At 50.1% G+C, this 16,227-nt stretch carries 11 protein-coding genes; all 11 read left to right on the top strand.

Translation table 11 applies throughout. The features are described from left to right. Positions 1-79 precede the first annotated feature (79 nt). On the top strand, positions 80-1,369 hold the full coding sequence (locus tag ACW9JV_RS17540; protein WP_457336834.1) for a S1C family serine protease: 1,290 nt from the start codon (positions 80-82) through the stop codon (positions 1,367-1,369). A 67-nt stretch (positions 1,370-1,436) separates the two neighbouring features. Beyond that, on the top strand, positions 1,437-2,324 hold the full coding sequence (locus ACW9JV_RS17535) for an aldo/keto reductase (RefSeq protein ID WP_457336832.1): 888 nt from the start codon (positions 1,437-1,439) through the stop codon (positions 2,322-2,324). A gap of 552 nt (positions 2,325-2,876) precedes the next feature. After that, positions 2,877-3,803 (top strand): glucose-1-phosphate thymidylyltransferase RfbA, encoded by a 927-nt coding sequence (rfbA, locus tag ACW9JV_RS17530; protein ID WP_457336830.1) that lies wholly within the window; start codon positions 2,877-2,879, stop codon positions 3,801-3,803. Further along, complete coding sequence (gene rfbB / locus ACW9JV_RS17525) at positions 3,803-4,837, top strand: dTDP-glucose 4,6-dehydratase (protein WP_457336828.1); 1,035 nt, start codon at positions 3,803-3,805, stop codon at positions 4,835-4,837. Before rfbA ends, rfbB begins: the two co-directional genes overlap by 1 nt. Next, complete coding sequence (locus tag ACW9JV_RS17520) at positions 4,824-5,810, top strand: glycosyltransferase family 2 protein (RefSeq protein ID WP_457336826.1); 987 nt, start codon at positions 4,824-4,826, stop codon at positions 5,808-5,810. The genes rfbB and ACW9JV_RS17520 overlap by 14 nt, the downstream gene beginning before the upstream one ends. Before the next feature lie 12 nt (positions 5,811-5,822). Then, positions 5,823-6,494 (top strand): GNAT family N-acetyltransferase, encoded by a 672-nt coding sequence (locus ACW9JV_RS17515; protein WP_457336824.1) that lies wholly within the window; start codon positions 5,823-5,825, stop codon positions 6,492-6,494. A gap of 21 nt (positions 6,495-6,515) precedes the next feature. Beyond that, entirely contained in the window at positions 6,516-6,881 is a 366-nt protein-coding gene (locus ACW9JV_RS17510) for an EamA family transporter (protein ID WP_457336822.1), read from the top strand. 18 nt (positions 6,882-6,899) lie between these two features. Next, positions 6,900-8,027, top strand: coding sequence for a dTDP-4-amino-4,6-dideoxygalactose transaminase (gene rffA / locus ACW9JV_RS17505; protein WP_457336819.1), 1,128 nt, complete (start codon positions 6,900-6,902; stop codon positions 8,025-8,027). Next, complete coding sequence (locus ACW9JV_RS17500; protein WP_457337245.1) at positions 8,027-9,736, top strand: DUF6044 family protein; 1,710 nt, start codon at positions 8,027-8,029, stop codon at positions 9,734-9,736. The genes rffA and ACW9JV_RS17500 overlap by 1 nt, the downstream gene beginning before the upstream one ends. An 84-nt stretch (positions 9,737-9,820) precedes the next feature. After that, on the top strand, positions 9,821-11,659 hold the full coding sequence (locus ACW9JV_RS17495; RefSeq protein WP_457336817.1) for an adenine deaminase: 1,839 nt from the start codon (positions 9,821-9,823) through the stop codon (positions 11,657-11,659). Between the two features lie 354 nt (positions 11,660-12,013). Further along, positions 12,014-16,108, top strand: a complete 4,095-nt coding sequence (locus ACW9JV_RS17490) for a bacterial Ig-like domain-containing protein (RefSeq protein ID WP_457336815.1) — start codon at positions 12,014-12,016, stop codon at positions 16,106-16,108. The last annotated feature ends 119 nt before the right edge of the window (positions 16,109-16,227 follow it).

Below are 16,227 nucleotides of genomic sequence, written 5' to 3'. Positions count from 1 at the left end.
AGTCCTATAATGTATGAGATAGAAAATAAAGATATCTGCTACTTTTCACATACTAATGTCTAAACGGGAGGGAATCATCATGGATCGTTTTGAAAACCAAAACCATTCTGAAAATCAGGAACAGGAACAGCAGACGGATACGCATCAACAGCTGGAAGAGGAAAACAGACGATTTAAAAAAGACCGTAGAAAGGCTGGTTTTACCGGGTTTATCGGCGCGTTGATCGGTGCGTTGATTGTGGCCGCGGCGATGCCTTTCGTCTACGGAAATAACATGTCTTCCACTGATGCAGCCAATGAGAATAATTCAAGTGCCGCAGAAGAAAGCATAACGTCCTCCGAACCGGAAACGACGGATATGTCCGTGCAGAGTGTAGATGTTTCCAGTGAAGTAACCGATGCGGTCAACAATGTTTCCGATGCGGTCGTCGGTATTTTCCGGAACCAGCAGGGCGGACTCATGCAGGAAGGAAGCACAGAGACGCAGGGTGCCGGATCCGGCGTGATCTATAAAACCGAAGGAGACTCGGCTTTTGTCGTAACAAATAATCATGTCATTGAAGGTGCTGATCAGATCGAAGTAGGGTTGACCGATGAAAACCGCGTGGAAGCCGAAGTTGTCGGAACGGATGCACTGACGGATCTGGCAGTGCTGCGGATCAGCGCTGAGAATGTAAATACAGTGGCTGAATTCGGCGATTCTGATGCCCTTTCCACCGGTGAACCTGCCATTGCGATCGGCAATCCGCTCGGTAATCTGAATGGAACGGTGACAAAAGGAATCATCAGCTCGGTTGACCGCAGCATTCCGGTAGATACGAACGGGGACGGTCAGACTGACTGGACATCAGATGTCCTGCAGACCGATGCAGCGATTAACCCCGGGAACAGCGGCGGTGCTTTGGTCAACGTTGAAGGACAGGTTATCGGTATCAATTCGATGAAAATAGCACAGACACAGGTGGAAGGCATTGGTTTTGCGATCCCGTCCAACACGGTCGTTCCTATTCTTGAGGATCTGGAAGATAACGGCACAGTAGAACGCCCGCAGCTTGGCGTGACGATAGGGTCACTATCCCAGATTCCAAGCTATCACTGGCAGGAAACGCTGAATCTGCCTGAGGATGTGGAGCAGGGCGTCTTTATCAACAGTGTCCAGCAGGGTTCCGCTGCCGAAGCGGCCGGGTTGAAGCAGTATGATGTCATTACCTCGATCAACGGTAATGAAATAGCGAACGGTCAGGATCTGCGGAGTTTCCTTTACAATGAAGCCTCCATTGACGAAACGGTGGAAATCACGTTCTACCGCGATGGAGAGCAGCAGACAACAGAGCTGACACTCGGTGAAAGCGGAACACAGATGGGATAAACAAAAACAGGACTGTCTACATGATAAAAGACAGTCCTGTTTCTCATGAAAGAAAGGCGGGATAGCTGTGAAACGTGATGCATCGAAAATCCAGAAGGGGGTAAGGGAGCGGACGGTACAGCTCCCGGATGGAACAGAACTTCCGGCAGTAGGGCAGGGAACCTGGCATATGGGGGAAAACCCCGCAAAGAAAGCGGAAGAAGTCCGTGCGCTGCAGCTTGGTCTTGATCTTGGCATGACGGTCATCGACACAGCCGAGATGTATGGGAGCGGCGGCGCAGAAAAAATCGTAAACGAAGCCGTTCAGGGGCGCCGGGATGAAGCTTTTATCGTCTCCAAGGCGCTGCCGTCCAATGCGGGCGGAAGCAGACTGATCCAAGCCTGTGACGACAGCCTGAAGCGGCTGGGAACGGAGTATGTGGATCTGTACCTGCTGCACTGGCGCGGGCGTGTTCCTTTGGAGGAAACCGTGGAAGGCATGAAACAGCTGAAAAAAGACGGCAAAATACTGCGCTGGGGCGTTTCCAATTTAGACACATCAGACATGAAAGAATTGTGGGAAACAGATGCCGCGTCTCACTGCCAGACGAACCAGGTGCTGTACCACCTGGGTTCGAGAGGCATTGAGTATGATCTTCTGCCATGGCAGCGCACGCACGGGATTCCGGCGATGGCGTACTGCCCGCTCGCACAGGGAGGATCTCTGCGCCGGAAGATGCTGAAGCATCCGGTCTTGTCGGACATAGCGGACAATCATCAGGCATCCCCTATGCAGATCCTGCTTGCCTGGGTCATTCAGGCAGGAGATGTGCTTGCCATTCCCAAAGCGGTCCAGGAACAGCACGTGTATGACAATGCCGAAGCAGCCTCGGTGCAGCTGAGCGCAGAAGAGCTTCAGAAACTCAACCAGGCTTTTCCCGCCCCGGATCGCAAACAACCGCTGGACATTATTTAAACATCATTTAGTACCAAGCCTGAAGGTGCCCCTGGAGAAACGGGGCATCTTTTTTGCATCCAGGGACGTCCTCTTTTTGGTTTTTTCATTTCATAATACGGACGGAAAGCGGCGGAAGGACATCAAAAACGTCAGTATAAACTGTTTATAAGACTGTTTTGAACGGCCGGGTGCCGGTCAAACGTAACATAGAACAGGTCATAACGACGTTTTTATTCACAGGAAGGACCCAAACGTAAGTATGAGCAGAGGACGGAGCTGGATGCTCCGTCCGGATGTGTGGATGATTTTAAAAAAATGTAAAAAAGAATGGGATGACGCACAGCTGACACATTGTTTTTTCATGATGGGAAGAGAAAAAATCCGAAATCACGGAAGTGAAAACGCCCGTCACTGAGCATGATTCACAAGTTTCATTCATGAAAGTCCACTCCTTTGCAGAAACTAAAAAGCAGAGTGTGTGCTAAGAAACTGTGGATGTTTTTCATGTCTGTTGAAAGGAAATAGATATGCACTGACCATTACGATCCGGAACAAGGAGGTTGAAACATCATGAAAGGAATTATTCTGGCAGGAGGAAGCGGTTCGAGGCTTTATCCGATGACAAAAAGCATGTCCAAGCAGCTGCTGCCGGTGTACGATAAACCGATGATTTATTATCCGTTGTCTGTGCTGATGCTTTCCGGCATCCGCGATATCCTTATTATCTCCACGCCGAAGGACACCCCGAGGTATAAAGAGCTGCTCGGAGACGGCAGTCAATTCGGCATCTCCTTATCCTATGAGGTGCAGACGTCGCCGGACGGACTGGCGCAGGCTTTCACCATCGGCGAATCCTTTGTCGGGAATGATCATGTCGCCCTGATTCTCGGCGATAACATCTTTTACGGCCAGGGTTTTACGCCGCTGCTGCAGAAAGCGGCCGGCCGGTCTGAAGGTGCGACCGTATTCGGATACCGGGTTAGTGAGCCGGAACGATTCGGTGTTGTGGAGTTTGATGAAGAACAGCGGGTCAAATCAATTGAAGAAAAGCCGAAACAGCCGAAGTCCGAATTTGCTGTGACGGGACTTTATTTCTACGACAACGATGTGCTCGATCTCGCGAAACAGACGCGCCCGTCCGACCGCGGCGAGCTCGAAATTACCGATATCAATAAAGCGTATCTCGAAGCGGGCAAGCTGAATGTGGAACTGCTCGGACGCGGTTTTGCGTGGCTGGATACCGGCACGCCGGAATCTCTGTTTGATGCGTCCCAGTTTATTGAAACGGTTGAAAAAAGGCAGGGTTTCAAAGTGGCCTGTCTGGAGGAAATTGCCTTCTATATGAATTATCTGGACCGGGATGCGCTGCTGAAGAAGATTTACGAAATGAAAAACAGCGAGTATAAAAAATATCTGCTCCGTACGGTCGAAAAAACACCGGTTTCTGCCGGCACGAATGACCGGAACGAAGCCCATCGAACGGAATTGATGAAATAATGACACAGGAACAAACGATCATGGTAACCGGAGGGGCCGGCTTTATCGGACAGCATTTTGTATCTCATTTTGCCCGGAACCATCCGGATATAACGATAGTGAATGTTGATAAACTAACGTATGCTGCGGATCCGGAAGGCGTGATGCAGTTAAACCGGCTTCCCAACCACTATTTTGTGGAAGGAGATATTACCGATCGTACCATGCTGGAGGAGCTGTTTGAACGTCATGACATCTGTGGTGTGATTCATTTTGCGGCGGAATCCCACGTCGACCGCTCCATCGATGACCCGGATGCCTTCATCCGCACGAATGTGCATGGAACGTTCACCCTGCTCGATACGGCCAAAAAGTATTGGATGGAAGGACCGCATCAATACCGCCCCGGATATGAATCCGCGCGGTTCCATCATATTTCCACAGATGAAGTATACGGGACCCTCGGGGCGGAGGGGCTTTTTTCCGAAATATCCCCATACGCGCCCAGCAGTCCCTACAGTGCCAGCAAGGCCGGTTCGGATATGGTCGTGCAGAGCTACTTCCGGACGTACGGGCTGAACACGGTGATCACAAACTGTTCGAACAATTACGGCCCGAACCAGCACGATGAAAAATTGATCCCGACAATCATCCGCAAAGCGTTGCAGCTGGAAACCGTGCCGATTTACGGGGACGGTCAGAATATTCGGGACTGGCTTTATGTCACCGACCACTGCCGCGGAGTGGAGCTTGCGTTTTGGAACGGGGAGCCGGGAGAAACGTATAACATCGGCGGTGAAAACGAACGAACCAACCTGTATATCGCTGAAACGATATGCAGCATGCTGGATGAGCGCAAAGCCGAAAAGCTGGAACAGGCCGGACTGAACAGCTTCACGGAATTGATCACTTATGTCAGGGACCGGCCCGGCCACGACCGCAGGTATGCCGTGGACGCCGGCAAAATAAAAGAAGAACTCGGGTGGCATCCCGAAGAAAATTTTGAATCCGGACTATTAAAAACGGTGGAGTGGTATATTGATGAATACGAATAATCCTCATCTTTCCGTTGTGACACCGGTATACGGCTGCGGAGACTGCATCATGCAGCTGTATAACCGGCTGACTGAAGCACTCGATGCCATCACGTGGCAGTATGAGATCATTATGGTGGAAGACTGCAGTCCCGATCAGTCATGGAGTGTCATTCAACAGCTCGCATCCAGAGACAAACGGGTGAAAGGCATTAAGTTTGCCAAGAATTTCGGACAGCACACCGCAATCACCGCAGGCTTGGATGAAGCTCTCGGCGATTGGATGGTTGTGATGGACTGCGACCTTCAGGACCAGCCGGAAGAGATCCGCAAACTCTATGATAAAGCTGTTGAAGGATATGACGTCGTCTTCGCCCGCAGACATGAACGGGAGGACACCCTGCTGAAAAAGTGGGAATCCAAGCTGTTTTATAAAGTGTATGATTACTTTACAGAGAATACATCCGACCCTGCGATTGCCAATTTCAGCATCTCATCCCGGAAAGTGATTGAAAATTACCGGCATTTTCGTGAACAAAATCGGAACTTTCCACTATTTATCCAGTGGATGGGATTTGAGACAGCCACCGTTGATGTGGAGCACCAGCAGCGGATTTCCGGGACATCGTCCTACAATTTATCCAAGCTGATGAATCTTGCCATTGACGGCATCGTATCGCAGTCCAACAAACCGCTGCGGTTATCGATTAAATTCGGATTTCTGCTTTCCACCGGCGCACTTCTTTACGGTTTATATTTGATGTACCAATACTTCTTTATGTTTGAGCCGGTGCCGGGATGGACCAGTATCATGGTCTCGATTTATTTTGTAGGAGGCCTGTTGTTTGCGAACCTCGGTATTCTCGGTCTTTATATGGGGAAAGTGTTTAACGAAGTCAAAAACCGACCTCTTTATATCGTTCAGGAATCGGTTGGATTTAATGAAAAAAATGTAGAAAAAACGGTGCCGATGCCGGCATCCAAGCAGAAATAGGAGGACGCGGCTGTGACAGAAAATATACTGAGAGAAACACCCTGGGACAAACGGGCACTGGGCATGGAAACGTATGAACTGCTGGAACACTCGGAAGAAGCTCTTCAAAAAAGCGAGGCATTGAAGGGTCATTTCACCATTAAGGTGGATCCGCTGGATTCCAAGCACCTGCTGCATGCCCATGGCTTTTACTACACGGATACACTTCTTATCCCCACGTGTACCAAAGAGCAGTTCACCACGTATCAAGACGATAAATTAACATTAATGAAAAAGGTTCCCCGCGAAGATATTATTGCCATCTCACAGGGTGCCTATGAACACGGGAGGTTCCACCGTGATTTCATGCTGGACCGAAGCGGTGCCGACCAGCGCTACGATAACTGGCTCGGTCAGTTATATGATGAAGGCGGGGTATGGGGCCTCGCCTATGACGGCGAACTGGCCGGATTTTTCGCGTATTCCGGCAATCAGGTCCTGCTTCAGGCCTTTTGGCCAAAATATCAGGGCCGCGGGCTGTCGAAGTACTTCTGGAGTAAAGCTGTCCAGAGTTTATTCGATGAGGGCTATGAAGAAGTGAAAACCTCTATCTCAGCGGCCAACCTGGCGATGGTAAACCTGACTGCATCGCTTGGTTTTAAGTTTAAAGACGCGGTTGATGTCTATCACAAATTGAACGAATAACGGTGGAAAGGATTTTAAGGCATGGGGTATTTGTACATTTTCGGCACCGTTATATTTACGGTATACGGCCAGCTCATGCTGAAGTGGCGTATCGGTAAATACGGCAGTCTCCCGGATGAGGTATGGGACAAAATTATTTTTTTGCTCAAACTGTTGTTGGACCCGCTTGTGCTGTCGGGTTTTCTTTCTGCCTTTTTGGCAGCGATGTGCTGGATGGCAGCGATGACCAAGTTTGATATCAGCTATGCGTACCCGTTCATGAGTCTGTCGTTTATGCTCGTGTTCATACTGTCGATTTTTTTGTTCAACGAACCGGTGACGTCATTCAAAGTAGTAGGAATGCTGCTTGTTGTAACCGGTATTGTTGTAATGAGTCAATCCGCGTAACAGAAAGGACGACTGACTATGATTCCGTTTAATACGCCCCCAGTCACTGGAGATGAAACGTATTATATACAAGAGGCGCTCGAGAACGGGAAACTGTCCGGGGACGGTCCGTTCACCCAAGCCTGCCAGACGTGGCTGGAGGATGCTTTTAAAACGGCAAAAGCCTACTTGACGCCATCCTGCACGCATGCGCTGGAAATGGCGGCAATGCTCGTGGAAATCGAACCGGGGGATGAAGTCATTATGCCCTCCTATACGTTCGTCTCTACAGCCAATGCCTTTGTGCTGCGGGGAGCGCGGATTGTTTTTGTCGATATCCGGCCGGATACCATGAATATCGATGAAACAAAAATCGAAACGGCCGTGACAGAAAAAACAAAAGCCATTGTACCGGTGCATTACGCCGGCACAGCTTGTGAGATGGACACGATAATGGATATTGCCCGGCGGTATGATCTGCATGTGATAGAAGACGCCGCGCAGGGTGTGATGAGTACATATAAAGGAAGGGCGCTCGGAACGATCGGCGATTACGGTTGTTTCAGCTTTCACGATACGAAAAATTACACGAGTGGAGAAGGCGGTGCGCTGCTGCTGAACAGACCCGATAAACAGGAGCAGGCTGAAATCATCCGGGAAAAAGGTACAAACCGTTCCAAGTTTCTCCGCGGACAGGTGGATAAATACTCGTGGGTGGACGCCGGTTCCTCCTATCTTCCGGCAGAGCTGAATGCGGCTTATTTATATGCCCAGTTCCAGCATGCCGAAGCTATTAATAACGACCGTCTTGCCTCCTGGGAAATGTATGCCGAAGAGTTGCGTCCGCTGGAGGAAGACGGCCTACTCGAACTGCCGAAGATCCCGGCAGCATGTGAACATAACGCCCACATGTTTTTTATCAAAACAGCGGGTATCGAGGAGCGGACGGCCCTGGTGGAAGAGTTGAAAGAAGCCGGTATTGCCACGGCTTTTCATTATGTACCGCTGCATTCATCTGCTGCCGGCCGGCGTTTCAGCCGTTTTCACGGCACGGACCGCTGGACGACGAGAGAAAGCGAACGATTGCTGCGCCTGCCCATGTTCTACGGTCTGCAGCAGGAGCAGATAGAAGAAATCACAGAACAGGTTAGGAGTTTTTACAAGTGATGAGAGAAAGGACATGGATCCTGATCAGTGTGGGCCTGATCCTGGCATATCTTTCTCCGCTCGTGATTTTGGGGGAAGGTGCTCATCTTCGGATTCATGACAACCTGGATTCCAATTTAATATGGTATAAGACGTTAGTGGAGAACAATGTGCTGTTTGCACCAAATGACAAAGAAATTCCATCTATTATGAACGGACTGCCGCGGGAAGCCTTAGGTGCTGAATTAAGCATGTTCGCTCTGCTTTTTACGTTGTTTGACCCATTCCCGGCCTACGCGGTGAATTTATTTCTTATGCGTTTCACAGCCTTTTTCGGCATGCTTCTTCTTTTGAAAAAGCACATCCTGCCGCAGACGAAGGCCGGTTCCTTTATCAGCGTGGGAACGGCGCTTGCGTTTTCCCTTCCGGCGTTCTGGCCGTTCGGGGGATTGAGCTTTGCCGGCGTTCCGCTTGTGCTTTATGCGTTCATGAATATACGGAAGCGGAAAAACCACTGGACAAACTGGCTCATACTAGCTATTGTTCCGTTTTACTCCAGTTTTATTGTGTCGTTCATCTTTTTCCTGGCTATCATGGGTGTTTTCTGGCTCGTCGATGCGATCCGATATAAAAAACCGAACTGGAAGTTTTTCGCAGGCATTGTCTTCATGACAGCTCTTTACTTAATCAAGCAGTACCGGCTCGTGTACGGGGAGCTTCTCGGAAAAGGATTTACTCCACACCGGGTGGAATTTGACAGGGGGTACCGGGACTGGGACACTGTTATTAACTTTTTTGGCAACAATCTGCTTCATGCGCACTCTCACTCTTATGTGTACCATTATCCGTTTGCCTTTTTCACCGCGGTGTCTGCTCTTTTATTCACTGCCGGGATTTTTGCCGTCAGACGGCTGAAACTGAGGCGGTCCCCGGCCCCGTTAACGTCCGGGGAAAAAGCAATTCCCTGGCTGCTGCTTCTGATTGTTGTATTTTCCTTCTGGATTTCGATCTGGAACTGGGAAGGCATGCGCGTACTGAAAGACGCTGTTGATTTGATTAATGAATTCAACTTCGGACGGTTCCATCTTCTGAATGTGGTAACCTGGTATGTCGTCTTCGGTCTCTCGCTCATGATGATCCAGCGCAGGATTAAATTCGGCATGGTGCTCGTTGTCCTTCTGTTAATCGGTCAGATTGCAGGGGAGACAAGCAGGCATCATGAATTCAAATACAGAAGTATCGATTATCCGTCCTATGAGGAATTCTACGCGGAGGACCTGTTTTCCGATATCCGGAATTATATCGGTAAAGACCCGGAGGACTACCGGGTGGTAAGCATCGGAATGCATCCGGCGGTCGCTCAGTACAATAATTTCTACACGCTCGATTTTTATGTGACCATGTATCCGCTCAAATATAAACATCAGTTTGAAAACATTATCGAGGGAGAATTGGCGAAAAACGATACACTCGATAATTATTACAATACATGGGGCGGCCGTGCTTATGTATTTTCTGATGAACTGGGCAAGAATTACCTGTTTACCAAAGACAATCAGGAGACGATTGAGAACCTGGATTTCGGAACGGAAGCATTCAAGAAAATGGGCGGCGAATATGTCCTGTCTGCGGTGGAAATTCAAAATGCCGAAGAAAACAACCTGGAACTGGAGAAAGTGTTTGAAAACGAATCGGCAGCCTGGAAAATCCATCTCTACCACGCAGAGTAACTTTTTTGGAAAAAAGGATGACGGATCGGTGTTCAGCTTCCGTAACCATTTGTATAATAAAAAAAGGATAAAGGAGCTGAGACGATGGATACAAAGACGTTTGCCGATTCGAGAAGAACACTGGCAGAAGATATGGAAACGCTTGTGAAAACAGCGCGCGGGGATGAGGCCGCCTCGCTGGTGGTTGAAAATGCGAAGTTGGTTAATGTGATAAGCGGGGAGATTCAGCCGGGAATGTCGATCGCCGTCCAGGGAGAGCGGATTGCCTATGTCGGGCAGAACGCCTCACACACGATCGGCCGGCGGACCCGGGTTATTGACGCCGGCGGCCGGTACGCGACTCCCGGTCTGATCGACGGTCACTGCCATATTGAAAGCAGCCAGATTACGCCGGGACAGTTCGCCCGTGCCGTTCTCCCCAAGGGTACAACCGGCGGTTTTTTTGACGCGCATGAGATTGCAAACGTGCTCGGCATGAAAGGACTTCGCCTGATGCTCGATGAGCTTCGCGAAACGCCGATGGCGGGTTTCATGCAGGCGGCTTCCTGTGTCCCTTCAACAAGCAGCGAGTTTGAAACGAGCGGGGCGGAACTCGGGCCTGATGAGGTGGCGGAAGCGTTCACCTGGGGAAGCGATATGGCTGCGCTTGGCGAAGTGATGAACTTCCCCGGTGTTGTGTTCAGTGATGAGAAAATGCTCGGCGAGATCAAGGAAACGCTGAAAGCAGGCCGGGTGGCGGACGGTCATTATACGTGGCCGAGCGGGGACTGGAGAATGTCGGCGTATGCCGCGAGCGGAATTTCCGGCGATCATGAAGTGACGAATGCCCGGGAAGTCATCGATCGTGTACGTCTCGGCATGTATGCCAAACTCCGCCGCGGTTCGGCATGGCACGATGTGGTGCCCACGATTACAGCCTATACCGAACAGGGAATTGACCCGCGTCGTCTTATGCTGGTCACCGATGACCGCAGTCCGGAATCCCTGGTCGATGAAGGGAGTATGGATTTTGTTGTCCGCCATGCCATCGAGCAGGGTGTTCCTCCGGTCACTGCTTTCCAGATGGCCACGCTGAACACGGCCGAACGCTTTGGGCTGTCACAGGATCTCGGATCGCTCTCCCCCGGCCGATATGCGGACATTTTACTGTTGGACGGGCCGCTTTCCGACGTGAATGTCCATACAACGATTGCCGCCGGTGTCGTTGTCTCAGAACAAGGGGAAATGGTTGTCGATTGGGAAAGCAGGAGCATGCCGGATGAAGCGCTCCATTCTGTTCATCTGGAGCCGGACATGAAAGCAGAACGTTTTCATGTAGAGGCACCGCCTGGAAAACCGGAAGGCACCTATACAGCAAGAGCTATTCAGGTCCGCGAAAACCATGTCGATACGAAAGAAGAGCACGTGAGGGTACCAGTAAAAGAAGGAAGAATACAACTTCCGGAGAAAGAGGATATATGCTGGGTCTCGGTGATCGAGCGCCACGGCCGCAAAGGCACACAGGCAACGGGGCTCCTTTCCAATGCAGGTTTTACCGTTCCAGCCGCCATGGCTTCCACGACCGCACATGATTCCCATAACCTGCTTGTCATCGGCAATGATGAGACTTTAATGGCGGAGGCCGCCAACAAAGTGATCGACATGCAGGGCGGGGTAGCCGTAGTGACCAAAAATAACACGACTGCGCTGCCGCTTCCAGTCGCCGGGCTTATGTCGCCGGAGCCGTTTGAGCAGGTGGCGGAACAGTCACGCGCTGTCAGCAGCGCACTAGCAGCAGCCGGCTGTACCATGAACTATGCGTTCATGACCCTGTCGCTATTGGCGCTTGTCGTCATACCGGAACTCCGGCTTTCTGATATCGGATTGGTTCAGCATACAGACGAAGGATTTCACCATGTCCCGCTGCTCGTGGACGAAGGGTGAAGCAGAGAAAAGCATGGGAAGGAGGGAGAAAGTCTCCTTTTCCATGCTTTTTTTATGTAAAAGTCGTTTGTTGAAATTATGAATGAAAGAATGTTCGCAGGCATTTCTTCGCAAAATGATTCCATCTTATTAAAAATGTCGGAAAATTAAAATATTATATCTGATATGTAAACATCGTGATCATCTGGCGGGCACTTTCACATAGTACCAAAGCTCTAAATAATTACTGATTATGGAATATCAAGGCTTGTCACAAAATTGACAATTATCATGAATGCGCTTACAATTTTTTAATGATATTGCCAAAAGGAGGGGCGAGTTCTTCACTACGTACGAAAAAAGGAGAGGTGAAACATGAAGGGTGTGAAAAAAGGGACGGCACTATCGATGTCACTGCTGCTTGCGTTTTCGCCGTTGTCTGCCCTGGCGGATGAAACAGACACCGGTGAATGGATGTTCAGCACGTTTGGATCCAATACCGGGGAGACTTCCAATCCCGATCCGGTGATAGAAGACGATGGATCGGTGACGATTACGGCAGAAGGTGGGAAAATAGAAAGTGGTTCGGAAGGATTGTCGTATTATTTCAAGCAGCTCCCCTCCGAAGCAAACTTTAAGATCGAAGCAACCGCTGCGCTGGAAAGCTATAACAGCGGGGACGGTCAGGTCTCCTTCGGTGTGATTCTCCGCGATGAAGCTGGTGAAAACGGTGATACGAGCACACAGACCGCGAACTATGTGGCAGCCGGGGGACTCGGAGGAGAAATGCAGGGATTCTATAAAAAAGGAGACAACGATTATGAAGATTTAGCCTCCTTTGATAATAAGTCACCTGCACCGGGAGAAACGTTCGACCTCCGGATTCAGAAATCAGGAGATACGTACCTGCTCGAATCCAACGGCAGCACGCAGGCGCTGACTGAAGAAGATATGTTTTCAGGAGAGATGACCGCCGGCTTCTACGCAGCGCGGGAAGCAGTTGTCAACTTCAGTGATTTTCAATTGGAAGTGAATGACAGCGACGTTTCAGAACTGAAACTGGATGCCGGCAGTATGCAGAAAGACTATTTAGTTGGGGAAGAACTGAACACAGAAGGGCTGCAGGTAACTGCCGTTCTGGCTGACGGTACCACAGAAGAACTGTCGGCTGACGATTACATCGTGTCCGATTTTGACAGCAGCGAAGCTGGGACAAATACCATTGCTGTAAGTTATAACGGTGTGACGAAAACACTTGATCTTACCATTGAGGAACTTTCTCTGACAGGAATGGAGATCAAGTATCACCCGGCAGAAACCTCCTATTACCTTGGAGATACCTTTGATCCGGAAGGATTAACTGTAACCGGGGAATACAACGATGGATATCAGTCGGTGGAACTGACGCCGGAAGATTACAACCTGCTGATCGATGGGGAACAGGCGGGAGAAGATTATACGTTCGAAGATGCAGGAACAAAATCAGTCACCGTGGAAGCGGCAGACCAGTCGGACGTGTCTACCTCTTTTGACATTACCGTATCGGATGCCGCGCTGACCGGTCTGGATATCCGGCAGCTTCCTGAAAAAACAACGTACTTTCTCGGGGAACAACTGGATCTGGATGGTATGACGGTTTATGCCCAGTACGATGACGGCAGCGATGTCCGGTTAATGCGGGAAGACCTGGAGGCTTCGGAACTGGACACATCGACTCCGGGAGAACGGCAGGTAACGGTCACTCATAAAGGAGAAACGGCTTCCTTTGACGTGAATGTAAAGGAAAAAAAAGTGACTGGACTTGGTATCACTTCCTATCCACAGACAACCTTTGAAACCGGAGAGTCTTTTTCAGCCGAAGGACTGGAAGTATCGAGGCTTTATGACAACGGCGATGAAGAAGTCCTGAATGAAGGAACGTACACGGTGGAAGAGTCCGGATTTGATCACTCCACACCCGGAACGTATGAGATAACGATTGTACCGGAAAACCTGGAATCCATTTCTTATGATGTAACGGTACGCGAAGCGTCGGTTCCGGAATGGCACTCCATCATTTTCGGCCAGTCTGCCGGCGATGATTCGAATGAAGTGGAAGTGCTGGAAGACGGAGCTTCTGTGGCTTTGACAGCCGAGGGGCCGAGCGGAGGAAAGATTACCGGCGACCATGATGGGATTTCCTATTATTATACGGTCATTGATGAAGAAGAAGACAACTTTGAACTATCGGCTGATATTCAGGTGAACGATTACGCCAAAGATCCGCATGACGGTCAGGAATCGTTCGGCATTATGGCGCGCGATGCGATCGGAGAAGATGGCAGCACGAGCGTGTTTGCATCTAACATAGCCGCAGTCGGCGGCTTCAGCGGCGGCACGATGGAGGAGAACGGCACGCAGCTGTTTGTACGGACCGGCGTGGAGTCTTCAGATGGTGCCGGCAGTGAAGGCATTCAGAAAATCATGCTTGAAAATGAAAAGCCGGGACCATCCAATACGCATCCGGAAGAAGATTATCACCTGACATTGTCCAAGACGAACAGCGGGTATACCGGAACACTGAATAACGGCGAAGAAGAAATTCTTTATGAGCCGGATATTCTGAATGTCCAGGATGATAAAGTGTATGTCGGATTTTACACCGCGCGGAAAGCGGATATTGTAGTCGAAAATATTGATATGAAAGTCAGTGCAGCAGCAACGGACCCTCCGAAAGTAGAACCGCCTGCTGAACCGGTGGAACCGGACGTGGAAGTCATATCACTGGAGGAAACGTCGGAAACCGACCAGTATAATGTCAGACTTCAATCAAACGTGGACGGCACCGTCACATTGAAGCAGGGACTCGAAACGATTGCGGAGCAGGAAGAAATGACAGCCGGGGAAATGAAAGTGATGGAAACGACACTTCCGGAAAATACGGATACGAATTTCACCTCTGTGTTTCTGCCGGATGATACGCAGTTGCTGACATCCTATGACGAGATCGTAACGAATTTTTCCGTTACCAATCGGACGTTCGAAGGAGATATTTACGTAGCTCCGGATGCTGATGCTTCTGGTGAAGGAACGGAATCGGATCCTGTGGATCTCGACACGGCCGTTGATTTTGTCAGCCCCGGACAGACGATTCTTGTTACAGACGGGGAGTATGTACGGGATGAAATGCTGATGATCGAGCAGTATCATGACGGTACGGAAGGTACTCGGAAGGCGCTGAAAGCAGCTCCCGGCGCAGATCCGGTCATTGATTTTGACAAGCAGTCCAAAGGCGTGGAGCTGAGCGGTAATTACTGGCACGTGGAAGGCCTGGACTTTGCCCGCTCCGCCGGCAACACGAAAGGTTTTGTCATAGGCGGCGACCATAACATTGTAGAAAACAGCCGGTTTTATGAACACGGTGACACAGGGATGCAGATCAGCCGGACGGATCCGGAAGAAGACGATAAATCTGAATGGCCGTCCCATAATCTGGTGCTGAACAGCACGTCATTTGATAACCGGGATCCCTCGGAAAACAACGCGGACGGATTTGCGGCCAAACTGACATCCGGGGAAGGCAATGTGTTCCGCGGCACGATCGCCCATAACAATATCGATGACGGCTGGGATCTGTACACAAAAGTCGGGACGGGAGCGATCGGCCCCGTAACAATTGAAGACAGCATCGCCTACAACAATGGCTTTTTAACGGACGGCACCGAAGGAACCGGGGATAAGAACGGCTTTAAGCTCGGCGGGGAAGGAGTAAACGTTCCGCATGTGATCCGGGACAGCATCGCCTTCCATAATGGCGCGGCCGGATTTACGAGCAACAGCAACCCGGCGATTATTGCCGAGGACAATATTTCATTTAATAACGCGGGCGGAAACCTTGATTTCTCAACGTATGATGACATTGAAGAAGAATTTGAGCTGGACCACTTTGTGTCCTATCAGAAGGATTATGAAGCGGCAGACAGCTATCCGGACTATCTGGAGTCGGATACGAACTATCTATATGACGGGGAAGTGTCGGACAATGCTTCCGGAACGGAACTGTCGGATGAGAATTTTGCAAGTCTTGAACCGGAGATTCCTTACGAGCGTGATGAAGAAGGAAATATCATCCGGGGAGACTTCCTGGAATTCATTGCGCCTGACGAAAACGGAGATACGGATACAGTGGAAGCTGACATTCGGTTCACCCCGCCTGTCCTGAATGTGAAAGGCGGCGGCGTAGCCACCGTTCATATTGAACTGCCGGAAGAACATGACGCTGAAGAAATACAGTTTGATTCGATCCGGCTCAATGGTGAAGTGGAACCGGTGAAGCAGCCAGGAAGCAGCCGCAGCTACAAAGTACAGTTCAACCGTCAGGAGCTGGCGGATGTCCTGGAAGAAGGAAAGGAAACAGAAGTCACGGTCAGAGGTGAACTGTCTTCCGGAGAACAATGGGAGGGCAGCACCGTTATCAGGGTAAAAAAATAGAAGAGAAAAGGCCGGATCGCAAAAACCACTGCCGATCCGGCTTTTTTACTTCAGCAATGGAAAGAAATAATTGAATATTCCAATAAGCATGATATGATTTTGATATATCAATTAAGTGG

It is taken from the genome of Salibacterium sp. K-3, assembly GCF_054052005.1.
The sequence above is the reverse complement of the archived record's forward strand: the minus strand, read 5'-3'. Positions and strand labels throughout refer to the sequence as shown.

What these genes read in the sequence shown, in the direction of transcription:
- ACW9JV_RS17540 (WP_457336834.1), top strand. Translation starts at nt 80, where the DNA reads ATGGATCGTTTTGAAAACCAAAACCATTCTGAAAATCAGGAACAGGAA.
- rfbA (WP_457336830.1), top strand. Translation starts at nt 2,877, where the DNA reads ATGAAAGGAATTATTCTGGCAGGAGGAAGCGGTTCGAGGCTTTATCCG.
- rfbB (WP_457336828.1), top strand. Translation starts at nt 3,803, where the DNA reads ATGACACAGGAACAAACGATCATGGTAACCGGAGGGGCCGGCTTTATC.
- ACW9JV_RS17520 (WP_457336826.1), top strand. Translation starts at nt 4,824, where the DNA reads ATGAATACGAATAATCCTCATCTTTCCGTTGTGACACCGGTATACGGC.
- ACW9JV_RS17510 (WP_457336822.1), top strand. Translation starts at nt 6,516, where the DNA reads ATGGGGTATTTGTACATTTTCGGCACCGTTATATTTACGGTATACGGC.
- rffA (WP_457336819.1), top strand. Translation starts at nt 6,900, where the DNA reads ATGATTCCGTTTAATACGCCCCCAGTCACTGGAGATGAAACGTATTAT.
- ACW9JV_RS17500 (WP_457337245.1), top strand. Translation starts at nt 8,027, where the DNA reads ATGAGAGAAAGGACATGGATCCTGATCAGTGTGGGCCTGATCCTGGCA.
- ACW9JV_RS17495 (WP_457336817.1), top strand. Translation starts at nt 9,821, where the DNA reads ATGGATACAAAGACGTTTGCCGATTCGAGAAGAACACTGGCAGAAGAT.
- ACW9JV_RS17490 (WP_457336815.1), top strand. Translation starts at nt 12,014, where the DNA reads ATGAAGGGTGTGAAAAAAGGGACGGCACTATCGATGTCACTGCTGCTT.